General features: G+C 55.6%; 25 protein-coding genes and 1 tRNA gene. 12 read left to right on the top strand and 14 right to left on the bottom strand.

What is annotated here, in order from left to right; genetic code table 11:
* On the top strand, positions 1–605 hold a 605-nt coding region (locus EJ361_RS24735; RefSeq protein WP_126249263.1), incomplete at its 5' end, for an ISAon1 family transposase.
* A gap of 119 nt (positions 606–724) precedes the next feature.
* Here the strand turns inward: EJ361_RS24735 and EJ361_RS24740 are convergent.
* Positions 725–798 (bottom strand) — tRNA-Pro (locus tag EJ361_RS24740).
* A gap of 87 nt (positions 799–885) precedes the next feature.
* Positions 886–1,761, bottom strand: coding sequence for a DMT family transporter (locus tag EJ361_RS24745; protein ID WP_262707089.1), 876 nt, complete (start codon positions 1,759–1,761; stop codon positions 886–888).
* A gap of 73 nt (positions 1,762–1,834) precedes the next feature.
* On the opposite strand from EJ361_RS24745, the gene EJ361_RS24750 reads away from it, so the two are divergent.
* Positions 1,835–2,458: a hypothetical protein gene (locus EJ361_RS24750; protein ID WP_126249265.1), complete on the top strand. Its 624-nt coding sequence runs from the start codon at positions 1,835–1,837 to the stop codon at positions 2,456–2,458.
* On the opposite strand, the gene EJ361_RS24755 is transcribed toward EJ361_RS24750, so the two are convergent.
* The 3 genes from EJ361_RS24755 to EJ361_RS24765 all read right to left on the bottom strand — a co-directional run bounded on the left by EJ361_RS24755 (position 2,459) and on the right by EJ361_RS24765 (position 6,131).
* Positions 2,459–4,045 carry an ABC-F family ATP-binding cassette domain-containing protein gene (locus tag EJ361_RS24755; RefSeq protein ID WP_126249266.1) on the bottom strand — a complete coding sequence of 529 codons (1,587 nt, stop codon included), beginning with the start codon at positions 4,043–4,045 and terminating at the stop codon, positions 2,459–2,461.
* Between the two features lie 160 nt (positions 4,046–4,205).
* A complete protein-coding gene (locus EJ361_RS24760; protein WP_126249267.1) occupies positions 4,206–4,877 on the bottom strand; it encodes a DUF4253 domain-containing protein in 672 nt (223 codons plus the stop codon).
* A gap of 285 nt (positions 4,878–5,162) precedes the next feature.
* Positions 5,163–6,131 (bottom strand): phosphatidylinositol-specific phospholipase C, encoded by a 969-nt coding sequence (locus tag EJ361_RS24765; RefSeq protein ID WP_126249268.1) that lies wholly within the window; start codon positions 6,129–6,131, stop codon positions 5,163–5,165.
* 258 nt (positions 6,132–6,389) lie between these two features.
* On the opposite strand from EJ361_RS24765, the gene EJ361_RS24770 reads away from it, so the two are divergent.
* Positions 6,390–7,367 (top strand): 3-keto-disaccharide hydrolase, encoded by a 978-nt coding sequence (locus tag EJ361_RS24770; protein WP_126249269.1) that lies wholly within the window; start codon positions 6,390–6,392, stop codon positions 7,365–7,367.
* A 128-nt stretch (positions 7,368–7,495) separates the two neighbouring features.
* A complete protein-coding gene (locus tag EJ361_RS24775) occupies positions 7,496–8,236 on the top strand; it encodes an SDR family oxidoreductase (protein WP_126249270.1) in 741 nt (246 codons plus the stop codon).
* 80 nt (positions 8,237–8,316) lie between these two features.
* On the opposite strand, the gene EJ361_RS24780 is transcribed toward EJ361_RS24775, so the two are convergent.
* The 7 genes from EJ361_RS24780 to EJ361_RS24805 form a co-directional block, all read right to left on the bottom strand.
* A complete protein-coding gene (locus tag EJ361_RS24780; RefSeq protein WP_126249271.1) occupies positions 8,317–9,354 on the bottom strand; it encodes a Gfo/Idh/MocA family protein in 1,038 nt (345 codons plus the stop codon).
* A 108-nt stretch (positions 9,355–9,462) separates the two neighbouring features.
* Positions 9,463–9,627 (bottom strand): hypothetical protein, encoded by a 165-nt coding sequence (locus EJ361_RS25710; protein ID WP_164714416.1) that lies wholly within the window; start codon positions 9,625–9,627, stop codon positions 9,463–9,465.
* Between the two features lie 74 nt (positions 9,628–9,701).
* The gene (locus EJ361_RS24785) at positions 9,702–10,088 is read right to left on the bottom strand and encodes a DoxX family protein (protein ID WP_126249272.1); all 387 of its coding nucleotides are present in this window, start codon (positions 10,086–10,088) and stop codon (positions 9,702–9,704) included.
* Between the two features lie 99 nt (positions 10,089–10,187).
* On the bottom strand, positions 10,188–11,522 hold the full coding sequence (locus EJ361_RS24790; RefSeq protein ID WP_126249273.1) for a metal-dependent hydrolase family protein: 1,335 nt from the start codon (positions 11,520–11,522) through the stop codon (positions 10,188–10,190).
* Between the two features lie 66 nt (positions 11,523–11,588).
* Positions 11,589–12,116, bottom strand: coding sequence for an anthrone oxygenase family protein (locus tag EJ361_RS24795; RefSeq protein WP_126249274.1), 528 nt, complete (start codon positions 12,114–12,116; stop codon positions 11,589–11,591).
* Positions 12,079–12,717, bottom strand: coding sequence for an NAD(P)-dependent oxidoreductase (locus EJ361_RS24800; protein WP_126249275.1), 639 nt, complete (start codon positions 12,715–12,717; stop codon positions 12,079–12,081). Before EJ361_RS24800 ends, EJ361_RS24795 begins: the two co-directional genes overlap by 38 nt.
* Before the next feature lie 76 nt (positions 12,718–12,793).
* The gene (locus EJ361_RS24805; RefSeq protein ID WP_126249276.1) at positions 12,794–13,591 is read right to left on the bottom strand and encodes a helix-turn-helix transcriptional regulator; all 798 of its coding nucleotides are present in this window, start codon (positions 13,589–13,591) and stop codon (positions 12,794–12,796) included.
* A 97-nt stretch (positions 13,592–13,688) separates the two neighbouring features.
* Here EJ361_RS24805 and EJ361_RS24810 point away from each other — a divergent pair, with 97 nt between their 5' ends.
* From EJ361_RS24810 to EJ361_RS24830, 5 genes are all read left to right on the top strand, one after another.
* Positions 13,689–14,327 carry a Type 1 glutamine amidotransferase-like domain-containing protein gene (locus EJ361_RS24810; RefSeq protein ID WP_126249277.1) on the top strand — a complete coding sequence of 213 codons (639 nt, stop codon included), beginning with the start codon at positions 13,689–13,691 and terminating at the stop codon, positions 14,325–14,327.
* A 60-nt stretch (positions 14,328–14,387) separates the two neighbouring features.
* Entirely contained in the window at positions 14,388–15,182 is a 795-nt protein-coding gene (locus tag EJ361_RS24815) for a HipA family kinase (protein WP_240646733.1), read from the top strand.
* Entirely contained in the window at positions 15,160–15,534 is a 375-nt protein-coding gene (locus EJ361_RS24820) for a DUF3037 domain-containing protein (protein WP_126249278.1), read from the top strand. The genes EJ361_RS24815 and EJ361_RS24820 overlap by 23 nt, the downstream gene beginning before the upstream one ends.
* Before the next feature lie 74 nt (positions 15,535–15,608).
* Positions 15,609–17,429, top strand: coding sequence for an ABC transporter ATP-binding protein (locus tag EJ361_RS24825; protein WP_126249279.1), 1,821 nt, complete (start codon positions 15,609–15,611; stop codon positions 17,427–17,429).
* A gap of 179 nt (positions 17,430–17,608) precedes the next feature.
* Complete coding sequence (locus tag EJ361_RS24830; protein WP_126249280.1) at positions 17,609–18,409, top strand: glycosyltransferase family 2 protein; 801 nt, start codon at positions 17,609–17,611, stop codon at positions 18,407–18,409.
* On the opposite strand, the gene EJ361_RS24835 is transcribed toward EJ361_RS24830, so the two are convergent.
* Positions 18,394–19,449 (bottom strand): glycosyltransferase, encoded by a 1,056-nt coding sequence (locus EJ361_RS24835; RefSeq protein ID WP_240646734.1) that lies wholly within the window; start codon positions 19,447–19,449, stop codon positions 18,394–18,396. The genes EJ361_RS24830 and EJ361_RS24835 overlap by 16 nt on opposite strands.
* Positions 19,450–19,727: 278 nt before the next feature.
* On the opposite strand from EJ361_RS24835, the gene EJ361_RS24840 reads away from it, so the two are divergent.
* Entirely contained in the window at positions 19,728–20,543 is an 816-nt protein-coding gene (locus EJ361_RS24840) for a universal stress protein (RefSeq protein ID WP_126249282.1), read from the top strand.
* A gap of 74 nt (positions 20,544–20,617) precedes the next feature.
* Here EJ361_RS24840 and EJ361_RS24845 read toward each other — a convergent pair whose 3' ends face one another.
* Complete coding sequence (locus tag EJ361_RS24845; RefSeq protein ID WP_164714417.1) at positions 20,618–22,969, bottom strand: ABC transporter permease; 2,352 nt, start codon at positions 22,967–22,969, stop codon at positions 20,618–20,620.
* Positions 22,970–23,350: 381 nt separating this feature from the next.
* On the opposite strand from EJ361_RS24845, the gene EJ361_RS24850 reads away from it, so the two are divergent.
* Positions 23,351–23,983 carry a MarR family winged helix-turn-helix transcriptional regulator gene (locus tag EJ361_RS24850; protein ID WP_126249284.1) on the top strand — a complete coding sequence of 211 codons (633 nt, stop codon included), beginning with the start codon at positions 23,351–23,353 and terminating at the stop codon, positions 23,981–23,983.
* Between the two features lie 19 nt (positions 23,984–24,002).
* Complete coding sequence (locus EJ361_RS24855) at positions 24,003–25,856, top strand: sensor histidine kinase (RefSeq protein ID WP_126249285.1); 1,854 nt, start codon at positions 24,003–24,005, stop codon at positions 25,854–25,856.
* Positions 25,857–25,860 lie beyond the last annotated feature (4 nt).

Below are 25,860 nucleotides of genomic sequence, written 5' to 3' on the forward strand. Positions count from 1 at the left end.
AAAGATGTTTCCCCAATGCCCACCGGGTAACCGATCGTTTTCATGTGCAACAATTAGCTTTTGATGCTGTACAGGAGACCCGGATCCATTACCGGTGGGAAGCGCTCGAGCAGGAAAATACGGCCTATGAACAGGCCCGCAAGCACCAACAGGCCTATCATCCCGAGGTTTTACCTAATGGAGATACGCTTAAGCAGTTGCTGGCCCGCAGCAGGTATCTGCTGTTCAAACACCACCGGCTCTGGACAAGGGAACAACAGCAAAGAGGCGAACTCCTGTTTAGCCGCTATCCTGTTATTCAAAAAGCGTATCAACTGTCTTTGCGGCTGGGAGAAGTTTATCGGTTGTCCACCTGCAAGGAGCAGGCATTCAAGAAGCTGGCGTTGTGGTATAATGATGTGGAAGAAGCAGGGCTTGATTCCTTCAGAACCCTTGCCAGGACGATACAGAACCATTATTTGGGCATACTGAACTTCTTCAATAACAGGGCTACCAATGCTGCTGCAGAATCATTCAATGCGAAGGTTAAAGCGTTTAGAAACAGTATGAGAGGGGTAAGAGATATTCAATTCTTCCTTTTCAGACTGGCTAAATTGTATGCTTAAATCTAAAATCCCCCAGGAATTTGACTTGATCCGGGGTTGGAGAGGGTAAAACAATGCAATATTGTTCGAATAAGAAAACCCGCTCTTGGAGCGGGTTTTCTTATTTACGAGTAAAAAAGTCGGGATGACAGGATTCGAACCTGCGGCCTCGTCGTCCCGAACGACGCGCGCTACCGGGCTGCGCTACATCCCGTACGGGGTCGCAAAACTACGTTATGGAAATTTAATTTCAAAATGAATTTTACAATTCCTCCGGATCGCGCGCAGGCAGCGCTTCTGCCTATCTCCGCTTCCGCTGTACCAGATACAGCCCCGCCACCACGAGCATTACACCGGCGAAGGTATACACACTCAGCGGCTCATGCATGAGCGCCGCCGATATGGCAAATCCGAAAACCGGGCAGAGAAACAGCCAGAACGAAGCATTCACGGGATTATCTTTCAGCAAAAACAGCCACAACAGCACCGCCGCAATCGATACCGGGCCTACCAGCCAAAGCGTGGACAGCAGCCAGACCACACTGAAATCATTCCCCACCGGATCGTACCAGCCGATCATAGCCGGCAACAGGAAAATACCGCCGAAAAGCGTCTGCCAGCCATTGATGGTAAATAAGTGAAGATCGCCCCACTTCGACGCGGAAAAATAAAGCGACCCAATTGAATAGGTAACCATACTCCCCATCACCAGCCCCAGCCCCAGGGGTGTTGCGTAGCTATCCGCCAGCAAGGGCCAGGCCGCCACCCCGATCCCTCCCAGGCAAAGCACCAGGCTCAGCACCGTCACCGGTTGCAGGGGCTTGCGCAGCCAGAACGTGCTCATCAGACTGATGAATACGGGATTGGTGGCCGTTGCCAGCGCGCCCAGTCCGGCAGACACCTCCGTCATCCCCAGCACATAAATGCCCAGGTACAGCGAAACGTTGAACAATCCGTAAATCGCCACCTGCTTCCATTCCCGCCCGCGGGGCAGCCGTTTCTTCAGGAGCACGTGCGAAACGAACAACATGATAAAAGCGGCCAGGAAAAAACGCGGCACAAACAGCACGAATGGCTGCACCGCCCCTAACCCCAGTTTGGTGGCCGCAGCAGCGGATGCCCAGAGAAATGCGAACATGACGCCCGCGAAAATGAGTTGAATACGACGGTTTTGCACAACGGGGTAAAACTAGAAAACGGAATGAGAAAAAAAACCGGTATTTTAGGAAGGATTACGATCTCCAAACCTTATGCGCACCCTTCTTTTATCCCTGTTCATCCTGCGCTTTCTACCATCGCAGGCCCAGCACAAAAAGCTCCGGCTCCCGCTGTGGACCTTCCATCAATCCAACGTAAACATCTACGGCGTAGGGCTGGGCTGGTTCCCGATTTACGAAACCGTCAATACGACCACCAACGGCCTCCGGCTGGAAGCACCCGGCCCCGGGCTCTTCATCGCCTTCATCCCCCACGCACCCTGGGACACGGCCTATGCCAGTTCCAAACCCATCCCCCGCGACAGCCTGCCCGAAAAAGTCAATGGCATCAATCTCTCCGCCCTCGGCTCGGTGACTTACCGGGTGAACGGCATTTCTTTGGGCCTTATCGGCCAGGTCAATACCCGTGTGAACGGACTTTCCTTTTCAGCGGTCAACGTCGTTGAAAAACATAATGGCATGCTGCTCGGCATAGTTTCCATCAGCAAAAACATGAGCGGGATACAACTGTCGCTCAATGCCGTTTCGGAGCAGGTCCGCGGCATCCAGATCGGGTTTATGACGTCGAGCAAAAACACCCGCGGGTTGCAGTTCGGACTGTGGAACGTGAACGAAAAACGGAAAATGCCGATCGTCAACTGGAACTTCCGTTCCTGATCACAACGCGATTTCTCCAGCTATACCCAATGCTTCCAGGAATGCATCGTCGTGAGACACAACGATCAGCGTACCATCGTACCCGTTCATCGCCGCGGTGAGGATCTCCACGTTCTGCATGTCGAGATTATTGGTAGGCTCGTCCAGCACGATCATGTCCGGCGCTTTGGTGCCGATATTGAGCACGCACAGCAGCAGCCGCATCCTTTCCCCGCCGCTGAGCGCGGCCGATGGTTTGTTCCAGTCTTCCGGCCCGAAAAGGAACCGGTTCAGCCGGGTTTTCACTTCATGCTCTTCCAGCGCGCCGGGATTGTGCTTTTGCGCCTGTTCGTAAACGGTCAGGCTCCCGTCGAGGTACGAATAATCCTGATCGATGTACACCGCCCGGAAACCGGCGCGCACCATCTCTCCTTCCGAAGGCGATAACTGCCCCAGCAGCAACCGGATCATCGTGGTTTTCCCGGAGCCGTTGCCACCGCGGATGGCCAGCCTGTCGCCGCTCCTCACCTGGAAACCGTACCCTTCAGCCCAGAGGCGTTTTTCCCCGAACCGTACGTTCAGGTGTTGCGCGTTGACGAGAATTTTCCCTTTGTGCAGGGCGGAATCGTCTACGTTCAGTTTCATTTTATCGATATCCGGCAGCTCCCTGCGCAGGCGGTTCACTTCCTCCGAAATGCTTCCCATTTTTTCGGCATGCGCCTTTTTCAGGCTGGCCGTACTTTTTTCGGCGTTGTTGCGAAGGGTGTTGAGGGTGATGGTGGGAACGTTGGATTTCTCCTGCTTTTTCCGGCCGCGCGCATCCAGCTTCTGTTTGCGCTCCATGGCCTCGCGCTCGGTTTCCTTCGCTTTGCGCAGGGCTTTTTCACGGCTGCGGAGGTCCTGGTGCAGCGCATCCTGTTCCAGTGCTTTCTGCGCTTTGTAGAAATCGAAATCGCCGCCATACACGGTTATCCCTTTTTTCCCCAGTTCGTAAACGACCGGCAGCAGGCGCAGCAGGGAAGCATCGTGACTCACGAGCACGAGGGTTTGCCGCCATCCGCCGATCAGATCGCGCAGCAGCGCGCGGCCCGCAGCGTCCAGGTGGTTGCCGGGCTCGTCGAGCAACAAAAAAGAGGGTTGGTTGACGGCGATCCCGGCGAGGAAAACGCGTGTTTTTTGTCCACCGCTAAGCCCCTCCAGTTTCACATCCAGCCCGATGTTCCCGAGGCCCCAATGCGCGAGGGCTTCCCGGCACCGTTCCTCGATGGACCAGTCGTCGTTCAGCGCCGCCATTAATTCGTCGGTTACTGTCCCTGCCAGGATTTCGTGCAGGGCATGCAGGCGGTCGCCCGCGCGGAGCGCGGCTCCCACCGTGAGATGGTCGAACTGGCCGAAGTGCTGTGGAATGTAATACGGAGGTCCCTCCCGCCGGATGGAGCCCGACAGGGGCAGCCATTCTCCGGCCATCAGGCGGAGCAAAGTGGACTTCCCGGCGCCGTTAGGGCCGATCAATGCGATTTTATCTCCACGGTTCACGGTACAATGAAGCCCGGAAAACAAAACGTCTTTATTGGGATGCGCGTAGGTAACGTCTTGAAACGCCAACATGATTTCTTTCTTTAACGGTGAAGGATAACGGCGGCCGATGGAATTGGCCACGCAGTTACGGGTTAATGGCTAAAAGAAAGTGAATCTCACATGTTGGTATAAAATGAAGTTTAATGTGCCGCAAAAATACGAAAATCCCGGAATATGCAATCCCCCATCGTCAATCCCACCACAAATACAACCTGCCCGTTTCCCGCATTTCCGCTGCCAGCGCGGCAACGCTACCGGTCCCCTGGTCTACCGCATCCGGACAGAATTCATATATCTTTTCCGCCATCGCATCCCAATCCGGCCGCGAGAGGAATCGCGCCTCCAGCCAGTCGTGCCCCGCGCCCACGATTTCGACCGGCGTGTCTGCATGCCACTTTTTCATGGCGGCTACCAGCGATTCGTTATCGATCCCGTAGTTGATTGCATCCGTGCCTTTACATCGCAGGATATCGAAAGTATCTCCCGATTTCAGGATACCGATCTCGTCGGGCAAATGCCCGAAATTCTGTTCGGAAAGGAAGACGAGGTAACCTTGTCCTGCGAGCGCGGCCCGCAACGACTGAATAATCGGCCCGGCGTCCTGTTGTTCCGCTTTGAACAGCAACGCATCGGGCCGGTACTGCTCGGTCATGACGGTGTTCCCCGGGCCGGAAACGGTACGCATTGTCTCCAGCCGGTAAAGCTCCGCACGGGTGAACCTGCGGATGGTTTGCATGACGGACGGCCCGAACCGGACGGCGTTCGCCAGTTCGAGATCATTGGCCGGCAGTACAGACATGGCGGATGGAGCGCCGAAAAGCCGACGAAAAAAATCGTTGATACCCATTTTACGGTTACGCATTGCAGGTGGCTATCATCGCCTACCCATTTGATCACTTCTTTGCATTACTGACGCTGCCGGGTCCGGGCAGCACGGCCCTGATCATATACTTTTAAATCTTTCTGTTGACTGGTTTCCGCGGTTCGCAGGCGGGTCCTCGCAGGGCACGTTTAATCGGTCAGGGATGCTTCAGCTAATCGGATTCAGGGACAAATTACGCCTTTCCGGCGACATCCCACGAAAAAGGCTCCCGGCACGATGCCCGGGAGCCTTCTTTCAGCTATTTGCCAGCGCCCGACGCCGGTATCAGAAGTTGGATTCCACGATCAGCTGCGCTCTCGTTGCATCCACGAAATCCATGGGGATGATACCGTAACGCCCATACGTATTCGTGGTGAAATACGTATTGATGCGCGGGTTGATGTTATTGGAAACCGTTGTGATGCTGGGAATGCCGAATATGAGGGATTTGTAGCCGCTTGTGAAATTGATGTACAGCGTGTTGCCGGTGCTGGCATTCGCTTCGTTGAACAAGTTGGTGATACCGGTCCATTTGGCATTGTTGTCGGGCACCACGTACTGGTCTTGCACACGCAGGGTGGCATCGGGCGTAGTGCTCGTGAAGGTGGTGTTATCGGCCCAGTTGGTGGCGTCGATGCCCTTGGGGGGCGATGAAGCGCCGAAGCGGCGCAGCAGCACGATCTTATTGCGCACCGTGCCGAGATTGGGGACGGAAGCGCCGAGGTACCAGCGCGAAGGATTGGCGGCCACATAGCTGTCGAACGTTTGCTCGAAGCTGCGCGTGTTGTTGCTGGGGTCGTATTCCTCTTTCACGCACATGACGATCGTTTCGCCGGGGTGATTGTCGAGGAACGAAAGGCAGGCCGTCAGCACATCGTTGAAGTTGAGGTTCTGGTAAATACTACCGTGATGGATGGCGAATGCGTCGCCGATGTGGCGGCAGCGGATGTCGAGGAAGCGGACGCCGGCCTCCAGTTGTTCGCCGATGGTGAGGTGCTGGCATTTGGCGGTCCCGCCGATGGGCTCGAACCTGGCGCCGGAATCGTGGGTACCGGGGATGGAGATGCGGGCGATATTGGTGTTGTCTGCCATACCGGTCATCCAGCTGTTCATGACGGCGAGGATGCCGACAGAATTGGCGCGGGTTTCGGGCCGGAGAAGGGGCCCGGCAGGCTGGGGGTCCTTGCCGCAGGCGGCGATGAAAATGACGAAGGCCGCGGTAACGGCGGCGTGCAAAAGGGTTTTGATGCTCATAACGTATTTGGGTTTTGAGAAGGATTATCCTATCGCTGCTGTCGGGCCTGGTGCTGTATCCTGAAAATAAGCCGTATTTCCCAGCTAAAGTGCAACTATATCGTTTTAGCTAAAGAAATTAAGACAGGGTTCACATTGCCGGGAGCAAAATGCGGCTTGCGCGAAAAACAAATATTATCTAACTTGGCGGGCTGCGTCTTCCCGGCCGTTAAATAGGCGGCAGGAAACCATCATTCAAGCGGTAAAATCCAACACAGTATGCATAAAAAATTCCTTGCTCTGGGCATTGGCCTGGCAACGATCATGGGTACCGCCGGCACGGTGGCCGCCCAGGACCATGTCAACGCGGTGTCCGCCAAACCGGAAGAAGCACAGAAGGCCCTTATCGGCCGGTGGGATATCACCATCGATCAGAACGGCCAGCAGGCGCCTTCCTGGCTCGAAGTGAAACTCTCGGGCTTTCGCACCCTCGTAGGCTATTTCGTGGCCGCCTCCGGCAGCTCGCGCCCTGTTGCCCAAGTAAAGTTCGGGAACGGCAAATTCACCTTCACCATTCCCCCGCAATGGGAAAGCGGTAAGGGCGACCTCACCGTGAACGGCGAGATCACTTCCACCGGCATCAAAGGCACCATCACCTACCCCGATGGCAATTCCTTCCCCTTCACGGGCGTAAAAGCCCCCGAACTGGTACGCAAAGCCGCTCCCTCCTGGGGCAAGCCCATCCAGCTGTTCAACGGTAAAGACCTCACCGGCTGGAAAGCCGTAGGTGCCGAGAACCAGTGGGAAGTGCGCAACGGCGTGCTCACCAGCCCGAAATCCGGCGCAAACCTCATCTCCGAACAAAAATTCAACGACTTCAAACTGCACGTCGAATTCCGCTACAAAAAAGGCAGCAACAGCGGCGTGTACCTCAGAGGCCGTTACGAAGTGCAGATCGAAGACAGCCCGCAGGGCGCCCACCCGTCTCCCGTATACTTCAGCGGCGTGTACGGCTTCATCGCTCCCAGCGTGATCAACGCGCTCGGCCCCGATCAATGGCAGACCTACGACATCACCCTCGTTGGCCGCCACGTAACCATCGTCGTTAACGGCAAAACCGTGGTTACCAACCAGGAAATCCCCGGCATTACCGGCGGCGCGCTCGACAGCAACGAAGGCGAAGCCGGGCCGATCTATTTCCAGGGCGACCATGGACCGATCGAATTCCGCAAAGTCATCATCACTCCCGCGAAATAAATTTCCCGGTTATCTCCGAAGCCCGTCCCGGTATCGCCTGGACGGGCTTTTTCGTTTCCATTTGAATTTCGCAACTTCCCCTTTCCGCCGTGCAATTGCCAACACCCCCGATTTCCGACTTTTGGGGTATGCAAAACTTATCCGGAAAAGTGGTCCTGGTGACCGGCGCCTCCAGGGGTATCGGCGCCACCATCGCCCGCGACCTGGCCGCAGCGGGCGCCAAAGTGATCGTCAATTATGCCGGCAGCAAAGCCGGCGCCGAATTGGTAGTGGAAGATATCCGGTCCGCCGGCGGCGAGGCCATCGCCGTGCAGGCTGACGTGAGCCGGGCAGACCAGGTACGCCGGCTGTTCGATACCGCCATCGCACATTTCGAGCGGATCGATGTGCTCATCAACAACGCGGGGATCATGATCACTAAACTGGTGAAAGACACGACAGACGAGGATTTCTCCCGGATGTTCGACATCAACGTGAAAGGCGCTTTCAATACGCTCCGCGAAGCGGCAACACGATTGGCAGACAACGGGTCGATCATCAACTTCTCGACGTCGGTCAACCGCATCATGATCCCCGGCTTTGCGACCTATGTGGCTACCAAAGCGGCTGTAGAGCAATACACGCGGGTATTTGCGAAGGAAGTGGGCGCCCGGGGCATCAACGTCAATACCCTTTCGCCGGGGCCGACCAACACCGAACTGTTCACGAACGGCAAGTCGGATGAAACGATCGCAAGACTGGCGGGCCTTTCCGCCTTCAACCGCATCGCCGGTCCGGAAGATATTTCGCGCGTGGCCTGTTTCCTTGCCAGCGACGATGCCAAATGGATCTCGGCCCAGAACATCGGTGCCAATGGGGGTATGGCGTAAAAACCGGGGCAACGTATACCTGTTTACGTTAGAAACAGCTACGTCGCCCCGCACAGGATATGGTGGTTATTACGAAAAGCTTATATCTTGATTTTCAGGCTGCGCTCTGTCGCTTTTTTCATGATGGAAGCGATGCTGACGGGCGCACCTTTTTTCAGGCGGCTTTCCTGCGCAGCGTCCATGAAGGCGTAGATGCCGATGGTTTCCGCTTCGGGAGCGGGCGCAACCCCTTTCTGGAAGAATTCGATGATCGGGGGCATGAGGGGCGCGTAGCCCGTGAAATCGCCCAGGGCCATGTGGCCTTTGTCGCCGAATGCGTGTCCGCCGAAATTCCACATGTCGTTCTTGAAACCGCGCAGCGTGCCCATGCGGCCTCCCTCCCATTCTCCGACCACAACATCTGAATCGCCCGCCTGGTGGTGGGTAACGCGGAGACAGTCGGGCCCCAGCATCGTAAACAGCATTTCAACACCATGAATGCCGTACCAGTACAGGTCCGGATGCGACGGCTCGGTGGGCGTGGGCGTAAAAATATCGGCCCCTTTCACCTTGCCGATTTTCCCGTTGCGCACTTCCTGCACGCTTTCGATATAGCGGAGGGTGCTGGAGGAAAAGATGGGCACCTTGTAATGACGGGCGGCGCGGTAAATGGTGAGCACTTCCGTGAGCGAAGCGGCGATGGGCTTGTCGATGAATACAGGCTTGCCAGACGGGAAAACTTCCAGCGCCTGCGCCAGGTGCTCGGTACCGTCGTTGGTTTCGAGCATGACGATGTCGCATTCCTTGAGGAGCGTGGCGATGGAATCCACCACTTTCACGCCCTGCGCTTCGATGTTGGTCGTATTCCGGGGGATCATGTCCATGCTGGACTTGATTTTCCGGCTGCCGTGGGGATAGGCTACGGTTACGCGCATACCGCCGAATTTGTCGCCCGCGTCGGGGGCGTTGAGGATCCGGGCGAAATGGGGACCGTGTTCGGTGTCCAGCCCGATCACACCGATGCGCTTTCCGGCGAGGGAAAGGGTTTCGAGCGCGGAAAGTTTACCGGAAAAGGCGAGGCCAAGGCCGGAAAGGGCGGCCGTTTTGAGGAAAGTCCTGCGAGGATGTCCATGTTGCATACAGGGAAAGATATTTTTACGATTTTACTAACGTGTTGATCAATTAGCCATAAAAATATATTTATCCTGCTAACTTTTTAATATTTTTTACAAACGGTAAGGAAAATCTTATTTCGCGGGAACGACGCGCGCCATCTCCTGCGGATATTCGTTTTCGTTTTGCACCACCGGATCAGCGGTGTTTTGGGGACGGGTAGGCGACTGGCAGGCCGCGATAAAAACGGTAAACGCCGTGGCCCATAATTTGGGGAGGGATAGGGGGAACTTTTGCATATCCTGAATAAAAAAACGCTGGCCCGTTTCACACGGCAGGCCAGCGGAGGTGTCAATTGCGATCGCATTGCGGCTCAGGCAATAGCGTATCTTATCTGTTCGTACTTTTTCCAGAAATAATAGGGTACCGCCATAATGGCCAGTGCTACGAAGGGGAATACTACTTCAAACGTAGGATCGCCAACGAAAGCGCGGGAGGCGAAGGCGCCGAGGAAATTGAACGCGAAGCCGGCATACGCCCATTCCTTGATGGCTTTGAAGCGGGTTTGCAGAATGGCCACCGCGCCAAGGATCTTCGCTACCCCCACTATGCTCAGGAAGTAAACGGGATATCCCAGGTGCTGCATGATCTCCACTCCGGCCTGCTGGCGGGAAATGCCGCCGTAGCCGTCCATCAGCATCAGCAGCGCGAATATTACGGTCGAGATCCAGTAAGTAATTTTGATCGTGTTAGGTTTCATTGGTCAGATTTTTTGCGTGATTGTCTGACACAAAACTAACACGCTTCCGCCGGTTGAACCGCGTACGTTTCAGCCAAAAAAGGGGTAAAATGCGACAGATTACTTTTGCGCCAGCAGGTTTTTATAGATGACACCGTCTTTCATGATAAGCGTGAGGTTCCTGTCCGGGTCTGCCAGCAGTTTGATATCCTGAACGGGATCGCCGTTCACGAGGATCATATCGGCCAAAGCCCCCTCTTCCAGCACGCCCAGCTTCCCTTTGTACGGGCTCCGCTTACCGGAAAGCGCCAGCAGCTCGCCGTTGTTCTTCGTGGCCATCTGCAAAATCTCCAACGGCTTGAACCAGCGCGTCATCGCTACCAACCGCGCGCCCTGCCGTTTCGCGTTCTTGGCGTTGAAAAGCGCATCGGTCCCCCAGGCGAGTTTCACTTTATATTTCTTTGCCAATGCGTAGGCGTTGTCTGTCCCGCCATACATTTCCAACTGCTTTTCGCGGTTCTCGCCCGTTTGCGGATTGCTGTCCTCATCATCGATGAAAGGCTGCAAAGACCACCATATCCCCTTTTCCGCGATCAGCTTCGCCGTGGCCTCGTCTGCCAGCTGACCGTGCTCGATGCATCTCACACCGGCTTTAATGGCCACCTGAATAGCTTTCGGCGTGTAGGCGTGAACGGTAACATACGTTCCCCAGTTCTCCGCTGCTTCCACCGCCGCATGGAATTCCGCTTCCGTATATTGCGCCACATCGAGGGGGTCGTACATCGAGCTGACGCCGCCACCGGCCATAAGCTTCAGCTGGCTGGCGCCTGCCATGAGTTGCTCGCGCGAACGCAGCAGCACGGCGTCTGCTCCGTCAGCGATCGCCGCGGCGTGGATGCGCTCGGTATAACTCAAAGGCTCGTTAGCGGCCTTGGGCACTTCATTGGGCATACGAAAATCGCCATGGCCGCCGGTTTGGCTGATAAATGCACCGGAAGGCCAAATGCGCGGCCCGGGCGTAACACCTGCGTCGATGGCGTCTTTTAATCCGAAAATGGGACCGCCCATGTCACGCACGCTTGTGAATCCGCGCATGAGCGCGTCGCGTGCGTTCGAAGCGGCCATGAGCACCACGAAACCATAGTCTTTCGCCAGCGCCGCCAATTGGGTCACGTTGGCGAACATGCAATGGTAATGCGCGTCGATGAGCCCGGGCATGAGGAATTGGCCGTTTCCGTCGATGATCGTCGTGTTCATGCTGCGATCGGTAGCAATGGGGCCGGTCGAGATTTTGGTGATGACGTTGCCCGTCACCAGTACATTCCCGTTAAAGGGAGCGGCATCGTTACCGGTGAAGATCCGGACGTTGCTGATGAGCGTAACGGGTTGGGGGCGATCCTGTCCTGGCGTGATGCCCGGCGCGATGATTGCCCAGGCGAGGAGTATCCATTTCATATCGATAGTTTTTTAGGCCGCGGGGCCGTGTTCCGATAGAAAACGGATACTTCGCCGAAAGGTTCATTATTTCAGCCTGAGCGTAGCCCAGACGGAAAGGATGGCGGAGATGACCGAAGCTACCGTGCGCACGAGGTTCCAGCGGTTCCAGGGCCCCTCGAAGCGGAGGCGCCACGCTTTCAGCACGCTCTCCCCCGCGGAGGCCAGGTCCTGCTTGTCGAGCCACTCGTTCAGCGGCACGTTGCATACCACCGTTACCCCGAACACGCCCACGATATAAATCGCCGCAGCCGCCGCCAGCGCCCACCACGCCGCGTCCGGGGGCTTCGAGAACTGTTGCCACGAACCGAAAGGCAGCAACAACACCGGCGCCATGAAAACGATCAGGAACCAGGGGTTCAGGATGGCGCGGTTGATGGACTGGATCGCGGAAAGATATGCCCCGTCCTTGATCCGCCCGATCCCCGGAACTACGGACACCGCGTAGGCGTAAAAGACACCGGCCGACAGGCAGGTCGTGATCGTGGCCGCCAGCAGCACCAGTCCGGGAAAACCTTCAGTAAGAGATGCCGGGTGTTTGTCTGAGATATGCATGAGATTTGATTTGCTGTAACATAAAATGCGCCAAGTCTGCCCGCGACACTTTTACCTGAATTCCCGGATCGTTCGCCGCAAAACCGTGCCGGTACTTTTCCGTCAAAGGCCCGTCTGTCAGGTTCCCCGGCCTTACGATGACCCAATCCAGCCCGCTGTTGCGCACATGCGATTCCTGCAGCGCATGGTCCGCAAAACCTTTCTTCAGGATGAACGGAACAATGATGAACCGGAACACGAAAGGCGTACGGCGAAGCGTGGCCACGCTGTCTCCATATCCCAGCGACGTCTGGCAAACGAACCGGCGGACACCTGCTGCCTGCATGGCTTTCACAATATTGAGCGTGCCCTGGGAACGGATGGTCCCGATCTTGTTAGCCGGTGAGCCCAGCGTGGACAGCACCGCATCGTGCCCTTTCACCGCTTCGCGGACGGCCGCTTCGTTGAGCGCATCGCCGGCGAGTTTGGTAAGCAGGGGATGTTCGATATCGAGACTGGCGGGGTTGCGGACGAAGGCGGTAACGCGATGCCCCGCTGCGAGGGCCTGTTCAGTAAGTTGGCGGCCTGTTTTGCCGTTGGCCCCGAAAATGATGAGTTGCATGGGTGATAATTTTCAACAAAGCTACTCCGCCCGCGAAGGGAGAAATAGAACAAAACCGACAAAATACGGGAACGGGTTAACGGGGGAAATGAGCAGACAGGTTATCGATGACCGGCCCCGCCTCCTGGAATCGCAACGGGCTGCACCCCGCGAACTCCTGGAACGCGCGGATAAAATGCGACTGGTCGGCATAATCGTTCCCGTAAGCGAGATCGGACAATTTCCCGAACTGCCCCTCCCGCATTTGCTGCAGCGAAGCCTGGAATTGGGAAATGCGGGTAAACAGTTTCGGCGAAATGCCGGTGTATTGTTTGAACCTGCGCTCGAAACTCCGTTCCGTCATGCGCAGTTCATCGCGAAGGTCTTTTATGGATAACGTACCCTGTGCGCCCTGGATCCGCTGCAGCGCCGCTTCGATCGCGGCATCTTCCTGCCGGCGGTTGCGCTCGAGCTGTCCGGCCACGAAGGCCGAAAGCCCCTGCAGCTGCGCCTCCCCGGGGGCATCTTCCAGCCAGCCTGCCAGCGCGGGTTGCAGCTCGCGGGCGTCGATGCATCCGTCCGTCAATTCACCGGCATTCAAACCGAACACCGAACGGAGCGCGCCGGGCCGCAGCACCATCCCGCTGATCCCGAAAACCCCTTCCAGACGGAGCGCGGCATGGCGGGTGGATTGGCCGTAGAGGAACACCGGCGGCAACAGTTTGTTTTCCTGGTACAGCACGCCCTTTTCCGGATGCTGGAAAATCAGGCCTGGACTGGCGTCGGCCAGCGTGCGGAAAGCCTGCGATTCCTCCCCGGCATGGCTTTCCAGCGTCCAGCAATAGCTGACGAACTGGCGGAGGCCCGGCGGCGGAGGTAGCTGACGGTAAATCATCGGAACAAATGTAGCGAATTTATGATGTCGTAAATACCCCGCTAATTTGTCGATAATACAACCCGTTTTACAACAGGAATGGCGGTAGTTTTACATCATGCCCGAACTGCCCAAACTATTGCTTTATTCCCTGTCTATCAACGAGCGGCAATATATGGCGCTCAACCAGCTGGTAGGCAAGGATACTGCCGACATCCGGATCGCTTTCATCGAAAACGCGGCCGACGTGATCCCGGATTCGGAACCCTGGGTGCGCTCCATCCGTAATGCTTTCAAACGCCGGGGCTACCAGGTGGAACCCATCGATCTCCGCGTCTGGCAGCGCCGCCCCGAACAACTGGCGCGCCGGCTGGCTTCCAAAGACGTTATCTGGCTGGGCGGCGGCAATACCTATTATTTACGTTGGATCCTGAAAGCCAGCGGGGCAGACCATATCATCCGCCGCCTGGTGCGCGACGGCAAGGTGTTCTGCGGATGGAGCGCCGGCGCCATCGTGGCCGGGCCTACCATCGAGCATTTTGAACTGATGGACAATGCCGAAGACGCGCCGGAACTCGTACTCGAAGGCCTGAACCTCACCCAGATCATCATTATTCCCCATATCGACAATGCCGATTTCATCGAAGGCGCCCACCTGGCCAATATGCAACTCCAGGCCGCGGGATACAGCACCCTTCCGCTGGGCGACACCGAAGCCCTGGTGATCGACGGCTGCAGCCAGCGGATCATCGACTAGGATTTCCCGTAAGTTTTCGCCTAAAAGTGTTAATTTTCCGCAGTTTACATGTGGGAGGATATGATCATGACTCATGCAATAGATCTGCGGACCGTTAACGTGACCCGTTACGTGACGCCACTGCGCGAAGGCGGCTCACTGCCGGCCATCGCGGAGGCGGACGACGGGTTTCTGTACGTCCTGAAATTCCGGGGCGCCGGGCAAGGAGTGAAATCGCTCATCGCCGAGTTGATCGGCGGGGAAATTGCGAGGGTCCTGGGCCTGCGGGTGCCCGAACTCGTTTTCGCCCATCTCGACGAGGCTTTCGGCCGGACCGAGGGCGACGAAGAAATCCAGGACCTGCTGAAAGCCAGCGTAGGACTGAATCTCGGGCTACATTACCTCTCGGGCTCCGTTACCTTCGACCCCAATGCCGCTGAAGTGGATGCGATGCTGGCGTCGAAGATCGTATGGATGGATTGCCTGTTGACGAATGTTGACCGCACTGCGCGGAATACGAATATGCTTTGGTGGAACCGCGAGCTGTGGCTCATCGATCATGGCGCGTCCCTGTATTTCCATCATTCGTGGGACAATTGGGAGGAACAATCCCTCAAACCGTTCGTACAGGTGAAAGATCATGTACTGCTGCCCTACGCTTCGCAGCTCAACGAGGCGGATGCCTTACTGCGGCCGCTGCTGACCGACGACCGCCTCCGGGCCATTACGCACCTGTTGCCCGACAGCTGGCTGACGACGCACGGAGAATCGCCGGAGGCGGTGCGCGAAGTGTATTTCCGCTTCCTGCAAAACCGGATGGCACATGCCGATAACTTTTTAAATGCCGCACTGCATGCCAGAACTGCCCTTATATGAATATGCCGTGGTGCGCGTGGTGCCGAAAGTGGAACGGGAGGAGTTCATGAATGTGGGCGTTATCCTCTATTGCCGGCAAAAACGTTTCCTGGGCTGCATCATCACCCTCAACGAAGAAAGGCTGAAAGCCCTTAGCCCGGAGCTTGATTTCGACGAACTGAAAGCTTTTGCGGATGGGTTCGAAAAAACCTGCCGGGGCGAAGGGCCCATCGGCCAGCTCGACCCCGCCAGCAGGTTCAGATGGCTCACCGCCCAGCGAAGCACCATCCTGCAAACTTCCCGGGTGCACCCCGGCCTCTGCGCGGGGCCGGAAGACACGCTGGAACGCCTGCACCGCGAGCTGGTGTGCTAACCCGATATCCGGGCGGCCTAATTGCCAAATAATGAGTAGCTTTGCACGTTTTATTATTATAGTAGCAAAAGTACATGAAGACATATTTCCGGCTATTGTCGTTTGCCAAACCGATTGAGAAGTACGCCATTCCTTATATTCTTTTCACCCTCGTGGCTGTCATTTTTGGCACCATGAACCTTGCATTGGTGGCACCGTTGCTCACTGCGCTGTTCGACAAGGACGCAAAACCGCCCGTTCCCCCCGCAGAAGGTAGTCTCGACCTGTTCAAGATCATGAATTACCACGCGGTACGCCTCAATAACGAACTGGGTCTCATTACCACCCTTCAATATGTCTGCGGCATTATCGTTGTTTCCGTTATCATCAGCAACCTGTTCAAATATTTCGGGGAAAGGACGATGGAAAACCTCCGCATCCACACCCTCCTCAACCTGCGCAAAACCGTTTTCAACAACGTCATGAACCTCGATATCGCTTTTTTCAACAATGAAAGAAAGGGCGACATCATCTCCAAAGTTGCGTCAGACGTGCAGGTAGTGCAGTTTTCCGTGACCAGCACCCTCCAGGTGGTGTTCAAGGAACCGCTGCAACTCATCGCTTACCTCGTTATGCTGTTCATGATCTCCGTGAAACTAACGTTGTTTTCCATGCTCGTGATCCCCATCGGCGGCTGGCTGATCTCCAGGATCGTGAAGCGGCTGAAAGCGCAGGCTGCCGAATCCCATTCCTCCTACGGCATGATGATCAGTTATCTTGACGAGGCGCTTTCCGGCATCAAAATAATCAAGGCGTTCAACGCCGTTCCCTTTATCCGTAAACGCTTCGACAACGAAAACCAGCGTTACAGCGGTATCATGCGCTCCATGGCGCGGCGCCAGCAACTGGCCAGCCCTACCTCCGAATCCCTCGGCGTGATCATGGTGGCAGGCATCCTGCTGTATGGCGGCAAACTGATCGCAGAAGGGTCCAACGAACTGAGCCCCGGCGATTTCATCGCCTACATCGCCATTTTCTCCCAGATCATGCGGCCGGCAAAAGCGATCGGACAGGCATTCTCCAGCATCCACTCCGGCATCGCAGCCGGGGAGCGCGTTCTGTCGCTCATCGACGAAAAACCCAATATCGTCGACAAGCCCGATGCCATCCAGATCCGCGATTTCCGGGAAGCCCTCGAATTCCGCGACGTGACGTTCGGTTACCAGGAAAAGAAAGTGCTCGATCATGTGAACTTTACCATTAAAAGAGGTATGTCCGTAGCCCTGGTAGGGCCTTCGGGCGGGGGAAAATCCACGCTGATGGACCTCATCCCCCGGTTTACCCAGCCCTGGAGCGGGGAAATCCGGATCGACGGGCACAATATCCAGGATTATACCATGGATTCCCTCCGTTCGCTCATGGGCACGGTGAACCAGGAAACCATCCTCTTCAACGATACGATTTTCAACAATATCGCGTTTGCATACCCTGAAGCAACCCAGGAGCAGGTGGAAGCGGCCGCCCGCATCGCCAATGCGCACGAATTCATCATGGCTTCCGAAGAAGGGTACCAGACCCGCATCGGCGACCGCGGGGTGAAGCTCAGCGGCGGCCAGCGTCAGCGTATCTGCATCGCCAGGGCTGTTTTGCGTAACCCGCCCATCATGCTGCTCGACGAAGCCACTTCCGCCCTCGACACCGAATCGGAACGCCTCGTCCAGGATGCCCTCAACAACCTCATGAAGAACCGCACCTCCCTCGTGATCGCCCACAGGCTGAGCACCATCCAGAGCGCAGACATGATCATCGTGCTCGAAGGTGGCCGCATCGTAGAAACCGGCACTCATTTTGAGCTACTGGAGAAGAATGGGCTATACAGGAAGCTGATCGAGATGCAAACATTTGGAGGCAATTAAAAATATTTTTATATATATTCGCTTTTTTTGTAACTTATATAAGTTTTTTGCAAAATCGATTGTAACATCTTTGCCAAGCTATCCGTTATACCTGTATTGCGAACAGTACCTGACTATAAGCGAAAGAAAGGTCAGCAGAAGGCCTGTCTTTGTTAAAAACCCGATTTAATCGACCTGGGATGGAAAATAAATCATTCACAGTAGGATTACTGATATCTACCTACAACTGGCCCAAGGCGCTGGAGGCCGTATTGAAAAGTGTGATGCGCCAAACCCGGTTGCCCGACGAGATCATCATTGCCGATGATGGCTCCGGCGCAGCAACAGAGCTGATCATCCGCAAATATGCGGCGTTGATGGGCATCCCATTCCGTCATGCGTGGCATGAAGACGATGGTTTCCGTAAAAGCATCATCCTCAATAAGGCAGTTAAACTGTCAGAATCCGAATATATCATCGAAATCGATGGCGATATCGTGCTGCACCCGAAGTTCGTGGAAGACCATATCCGCCACGCCCGCCGCGGTATTTTCATCCAGGGTGCCCGCACCATGGTAGAAGAACACCGCACCGGCAATATTCTCGGCAACGGCGCTTTCGATCCTATCTATTTCTTTTCCCCCGGCATCAGCAACCGCTTCAATTCCCTCCGCATCCCCCTTCTCTCCTGGCTCTTCCAACTGTCAAAACAGGACGCCACGAAAACCCGGGGTTGCAACCTCGCATTCTGGAAAAACGATTTTATCGCCGTAAATGGCTATAACAATACTTTCAGCGGCTGGGGCTCGGAAGACAATGAGTTCGCCGCCAGGCTGATCAATGCAGGTATCAAAAAGGTCAGGTTGAAACTGGCCGCGAATTGCTACCACCTCCATCATAAATGCAACAGCAAATCGGAAGTGGAAGCCAATGAATACCGCTACATGGAAACCATCCGGTATAACATCATTTCATGCCTGAACGGCTATGCCGAAGTATAGACCGACCCCGCCAGCCAGATCAGCAGCGGATATAAAATCCATTTCACAATTTTGTAGGTATTGGTCCGGAAATGGTTGCTTTTCCGGAATCCGCCATTATCGTTGAAACGACGGGTGATCCCCTCGATTTTCCCTCTCCGCAGATTCCCCCACAACAGTCCCAGATCGTGGCTCAGGCGCAATACCACCACATACCAGTATACCATGAGCCCGGGTTTTGCTTTCCGCTTGATGGACTGTACCGTTGTGGCGATACATTCTATTACCAACACGCCCCCGATAAAAATCCCGATAGGCCCCAGCAGCCCGGGTTCCGCCACAGCCGCAACGATAGCTGCCACCAATGCCAGGAACACCGTTTCCACCGTATTCGGCAACTCCCGCGACGCGTGCTGCGGCAATTGTTCCGGCAACAGCGCATTGCCCGTACCATAGCGGAACGGCCGCTTGAAATCGGGCGCTTCGTTTTTCCACCAGGGGTGGTTTACTTCTGCTTCCGGGAGGGTCTTGTAATTTTCGTATTGATTGGCGGCGCGCACTTTCAGGAAAAAATCCACGTCTTCTCCCCCGCCCGATTTCGGGTACACCTCCGAAAACCGGATGTTCCCGATAGCGGAACGGCGCACCATGATGTTAGCCGTGGCCCCCCAGGCAAAATCTTTCCGGTGTTCCGCGATGGTAAAAATATCCATGCTACCGCTGGCGAGGATGGCGTCGGAGAACGGTTTTCCGGGCGCCGGGAGGCGGACAAGGCCGATGAACCCCGTGGCCCGGGGCTCCTGCTCCGCAGCACGGGCGTATGTTTCCAGGAGATCGGCGGGAACGGTAATATCGTCGTCAAGGAACAATACCCAGTCGCCATCCCCCGATTCGATCCCGCGGTTGCGCGTATAAGCGGCACCCATATTCTGCGGGTTCACTTCCAGGAACACGTCCGTCCCGTTCACCATATCAGCAATAGCCGGAGAAACCGCCACTTCCGGGTTGTCGGACAGCAGATAGAACCGCACCCTCGCCCCTGCAGGCCTCTTGAGCTGCATTATTGGCACCAGGTAATGTTCGATTAGCCGGAAAGATGGAATTACAACGTCTATGCTGACCCCCATACAGGATTTTTAAAAAGTGAATGACAGACCGGGAAAAATTTGCACCCCGGGGGTCGCAAAAATAGATTTTTTTCGCGCTATGTTATCCGAAGAAAGACAATTCGCCGGCAGATTTATTTTCGGTTGAAACGTAACGTTCTGGATGCCCGTGCGTTGCCATTCCGCCATAACAATCCGAACATAAGTTTGTTATTTCTGGAAAACGAATCAGCATGCAAAGAATCCTCGTTCCGGTAGACTTTTCAGACACAGCCTTCCATGCAGCACGGTACGCCATTTCCCTCGCCCGACAGATACAGCCGGCGTCGATCACCCTGTTCCATGCCTACGGGCTCCCTCCGGCCGCCAACACCACCGTCATGGCCGTGCTCCCGGGCGATTCGCCGGAATACATCCTCGGCGTTGAAAAGGAAATGGCCCAATGGAAACAGGCGCTACAATCCGAACTGGTAGAATATGTACATCTGGACGCCCACATCGATGGCCTCCCGTTCATGGAAGCCGTGCAGGCCGCCACGAAAGCCGCGCAGTACACCTTCATCGTGATGGGCATTACCGGAAAAAGCCCCCTGGGCCAACGTTTCATCGGCAGCAATGCGCTCGATGTGGCCCATAGCACGCACGTTCCCCTCATCATCGTCCCCACCGCTGCGGAACCGCGCAAAGTGAAACGCATCCTCTTCGCGTACGACCGCAAACAGGTGCTGCAGGCCCAACAGGCGGAAGCTATCCGATCCCTGCTCCGTTCCCTCGACGCGCACATCGAAGTGGTGCATGTCCCGAAAGACGAGCCCGACAACACACCGCCGCCTGCGCTCACCGAAGCTTTACATATCGAGGCCGCGCAGTACCGCGAGCTCCAGCATACCGACCTGGTGGCCGCCATCCAGCAATATGCCGGGGAAACGAATGCAGACCTGCTGCTCGCCATCCCGGGAGAATATGGCTTTTTCGCGGAACTGTTCCACCGCAGCGCCACCAAACAGCTGGCATATAACGCGGGGATTCCCGTGCTCGTGATCCGCTGACGAGATCATTTTTCGAAATGGAACGGCCCGCAAACGATGATCGCTTGCGGGCCGTTTTCCTATCAGGGGGAAAATCAATCTTTCAAATGCCGCACCGGGTTGGTACGCGCGGCTTTCACCGCCTGGCTCCCGACCGTCAGCCAGGCGATCACCAGCGCGAAAATACCCGCCAGCACAAAGTACCACCACTGCAGTTCGATGCGGTAGGCGAAGGTATTCAGCCAGCTCCTGGCGATCCAGTAGCCGATAGGTAACGCCACACAAACCGCAACCAGCACCAGTTTCGTGAAATCCGCGGATAGCAGGTAAATGATATGCGCGCCACTCCCGCCCAGCACTTTCCGGATACTGATCTCTTTCATCCGGCGCTCCGCCGTGAACGCTGCCAGCCCGAATAAACCGAGGCAGGAAATGATAATGGCGATGCCTGCGAAATATTTCGATAACACACCGACCCGTAATTCCGATTCGTAAACCTTCTGGAAGTCGGCGTCCATGAACGTCACTTCTGGCACGCTGCCGGGGTTCATTTCCCGGATCAACGCTTCGATGCGCGCTACCGTGGCTTTTGTGTCGCCCGGCGCCAGGCGCGCCACCACAGCGGAGGCCTGTTCTGGCCGGAAGTAATACAACCACGGCGTTACGGCTTTGTGCACCGTCTTGAAATTGAAATTCTTCACCACACCGATGATCCTTACCTGCTCGCCCCAGAAAGTAATTTCCTTTCCAACGGGATCGGCAAGCCCCATCTGCGCCGCGGCCACTTCGTTGATGATCACGCCGGAACTGTCTGTCGGGAAACTGGCGGAAAAAGAACGGCCCTGCGCCATTTGCAACCCCATCGTTTCGATGAAACCTACGTCGATCGACTGGCAACCGAATTCCACATTCGTTGTTTTATCCTTCCCCGGCCATTCCACTCCGGTGGTGGTGCCCCAATGCGACGTCACATTTCCGGTGGCGTTGCTGGCGTTGACCACGCCGGGCAATTCGCGTAACCGCTGCATGAAAAGCCGGCTTTCTTGCCGCATCGGCCCTTCCTTGAAAAAATATATTACGTTTTCGCGGTCGTACCCCATGTTCTTATTTTGTACATACCGCAATTGCATGAATACGACGATCACCGCCAGGATCAATACGATCGAAATCGAGAACTGGAAAACCACCAATCCCTTGCGCACCCATAATTCGCGCAGCGACGACGTAAAATGGCCCTTCAAAATCGCCACCGGCCGGAACCCGGAAAGGTACAGCGCCGGGTAACTCCCTGCCAGCAAGCCCGTCACCAGTGTCAGCAACACAAAAAACCCGAGCAGCCGCATGTCTGCGAAAAGCACCAGCTGCTTCGCCGTTACGGTATTGAAAAAAGGCAGCAACAGATATACCGCCCCCATCGCCACGAGCAATGAAATGAACGACAGCATCACCGATTCGCCGAGGTATTGGAAGATGAGGGAGCCCTGTCCCGCGCCGATCGCTTTTTTCACCCCCACTTCCTTCATCCGGCGCGAGGCGCGGGCGGTGGAAAGGTTCATGAAATTGATGCTGGCGATCAGCAAAATAAATATCGCGATGAGTGAAAACAGCCGGACATATTCGATCCTTCCTCCATCCTGCACGCCGTTCGTGAAATTCCCATAAAGATAATTTTCCGAGTGCTGTTGCGTACTGAGCGTCACCGCAGACGTTTCGACCTTCGTTTTGAGATAATTTTCAATCTTTTTATTGAACCCGGCAACGTCCGTTCCGGGATGGAGCATTACGAACGTCATCGCGTTATGGTTGTCCCAATGCACGTTGAATTCTTTCAGGAAAATATCGTAGGAAAGCATGTAGTCGAACGGTTCGGAAACGTTGGACGGCAGATCTTTGAAAATTCCCGTGATGGTGAATTGCCGCTTCTGTTGCCAGGTGACCGCCTTCCCGATGAGCCCTTCCGTAGTATGGAACATTTTCCTGGCCATGGATTCAGACAGAAGGATGGCATCCGTTGCGGCCAGCACCTTGTCCGGATTACCATCCGCCAGCGGGAACGGGAATATCTTGAAATAATCCGCGCTGGCGAACATATGGCGTGCTTTAAAGCTTTCGTTGCCCGTGCCGATGGTAAATTTGGGCATCGATCCCGGCGGCCGGGTGGAAACCGCGTACCGGACTTCCGGGAAATCCTGTTTCAGGCCTTCCGCCAGCACACCGGGCGTATGCAGGGCGGTTTTGATACCGCCCTCCTGGTGGTGGTTGCCGAGCACATGCAGGATGCGCGCGTCGTGCGGGAAATTTTTATCCATCCGCCACTCGTCCGTCACCCATAAACAGATCAGCATGGCGCAGGCCAGGCCGCTGGAAAGGCCGATGAGATTGATGAGGAACGTGGTCCTGAATTTCCGGAAGTTCCGGAAGATCAGCAACAGGGAATGCCTGAACATAAGCGAAATATTGATCGAACCGAAGGGAACAATACCCGTGCCGGCAATCAAACCGGCCACCATGGCGGATTCCGAAATTCAGGGACGTTCGATGGCGAACAGGGGGCGTCCGCTTTCGGACACTGCGCATCATACCGGCTCCCCCTCAATTTCAGGAAAGTGGAAAATTAACCGCTCCAGGAGTGAAGCGGTCTCTACACTCCATCTGAATTGACCTTTCACCGCCCCAAACCCGTTTCCGGGAAAGGTCCGGCAATCAGCCAAAATAATGAATGCTTGCATCCATTAGTCTAAAAATAGTCTAATTTTGGATATAATAAAATGTTTATCTACTAATCGATTGCAATTTATCTGTTAAATTGACGCTGGAAACATTACAAATTGAATTACAGTTTACTCAAACAACTGATCGATCTGACGGAGGCGTATGAGCAATCGGGCGGCAACGGGAAAGGTGACATCAAGGATTTCGTGCGATGGTTGCGGGAAGGCGAATCGCCAGAATCGGTCAGGACCACGGACCATTACAGCGACGACCACGTACCCGGTCTGATCAGCAAGTTGCTGGTGTATATGCACCGGTACGCCAAACTGTATTTCAAGCGCGCCCTGGAAAACAGGCCCATACAGTCGATGGACGAGTTCGGCTACATGGTCTCCCTCCTGCAATACGGCCCCATGAACAAAACGGCCCTCATCCAGCAGAATATCCAGGAAAAACCCACGGGCATGGAAATCATCAACCGGCTCGTGAAACTTGGCTTCATCGAAGAAACGCCCGACCCGGGAGACAAACGCAGCAAACTCATCCAGGTTAGCGGCGCCGGTCAGCGAATGATGGGCGAGCTTTTCGGCGATATGGACAAGATTTCGCGGCTTATCCTCGGCGATCTCCTCCCCAGCGAACAATACCACCTCCTCGAAATGCTCGAACGGCTCCACTGCTTCCACAAACCGATTTTCCAGGACGATCTCCAGACGCTCGACGATCTGCTCGACAAAAAGTCGTCATGATCCCTGATCAATTGTTATCTTGTCGCCTCAACCATTCCTGTACCGGATGAGCAAAGGGGCGTTCCTCTCGATCGTATGTATACTCTGTTGCTGGCTGTCCACCGCCGGCCAGTCCGTTTTCCGGGTGCTGGAAGACAGTTCCCGCCAGCTTTCGCCCGCAGCCGTGCTGAACGCCTGGAACGAAGGGCGCTTCCGCCCCCTGGAGCCCGCGTACCTCAACCCCGGCTACACCACATCTCATTTCTGGATCGCGGTTTCCGCGCCCGACGTGGCTTTTGCAGACAACAAGCTCCTCGTGCTCGACAATCCTCACATCAACCGGCTTGAGTGGTATGGCTCCGGCCACCAGTCCATGCGGCTCATGGCCCTCACCGGCGATTATTTCCCTTTCCGACAGCGGCCCCTCATCCATCCTTCGTTCGTGTTCAAATTCAACAACGGGCCCGGATTGTATTTCCTTAAAATCGACAAGCACCACGAATCTTTGCAGGCGCCGCTGCGGCTGGCCGACAGTGCACCTTTCCTCGCAGAACAGGAAAGTATCGCCCTGGTAAACGGTATTTTAACGGGAATTGTGCTGCTCATCGTACTTTTCGGTGCATTCCTCTATGTGAACACGAAAGACGCGGTATACGGCTGGTATGCGCTCTATGTACTGAGCACGCTGGGATGGATCTGGTCGAACAATGGACTGGGCTTCCAGCACCTGTGGCCGGATTCGGCGTATTTTCCCAGTCGCTCCAGAGTAGTGTTCGTGCTGTTCAATTTCATCTTCACCGTTCAGTTTTTGAAAGTATTTACCGGCCTGGGGCAGCGCGGAAGCCTTTTGCGGCAGCCATTGCTGTTTGCCCAGGGCGTTTGGCTGGCCATGCTCGTGGCTGCACTTTGGCCCATCGATTACCAGCGGTATGCCCAGGCCACCATGGTGATATTGCGCGCTTTGCCGTTCTTCTCGCTCGCGGCGATGGGGCTCATGGTAGCGGGTTTGATCTATAAAGTGGTAAGGGGGAACCGTCCATCGATGATCTACCTCGCCGCCGTGTCGGTTTTGCTGTTTTTTGCGGTGATGGAAGACCTGTTTCACCTGGGCAAGGTGAAACTCCCCGTTTTCTTCGCGCATTACGGATTGTTTGCAGGGATCGTGCTGGAAATGATCATCATCACCTTCGGCCTCGCCGCGCGGTTTTCCCGCTACCGGAAAGAAAAGGAAACCTTGCTGGCGGCGATGCACGAACAGCAGAAGCAATTGACCGATACGATCGTGACGGTGGAAGAAAATGAAAGGAAAGAACTGGCGGACAGGCTGCACGACGAAATCGGGTCGCTCCTGGCGCTCGCCTCCCTCCAGCTGGACGCGGCAAAGGGCAACCCGATTTCCGGCGCCGAACCGGTAGACCGTGCCAGCGGCATCATCCGCGAAATCAGTGAAACCGTGCGCAACATCAGCCATCAGCTCACACCGGTGGCCATGGAAAAATACGGACTGGTGAAAGCCGTGACAGATTTAACGGCCATCGCCAACGCATCCGGCCGCATCCGCATCGAGCTGGTGATCATCGGGTTCGGGGACGATGCGCAATATTCCCGGAATTTTAAAAACATACTATACCGCATCATCCAGGAGCTCCTGCAAAACGTACTGCGCCACGCCGAAGCGGGGCATGTGCTTATCCAGCTCATCGAGCACGACGATCATTGCGCCCTGCTGGTGGAAGACGACGGCAAGGGCATTTCCGGCGACTTGTCGGACCCGCGCCTGCTGCGCAGCATCCGTTCCAAAGTGAGCTACCTCGAAGGTGTCATTCATATAGAAAACCAAAACCAGACGGGCGCGCTGATCAACATCGAGTTGCCGCTGCCGAAATTGAATTGAACGT

Origin of the sequence: Chitinophaga rhizosphaerae (genome assembly GCF_003958645.1) — a bacterium.
In the GTDB taxonomy this organism is placed as follows: Bacteria; Bacteroidota; Bacteroidia; order Chitinophagales; family Chitinophagaceae; genus Chitinophaga; species Chitinophaga rhizosphaerae.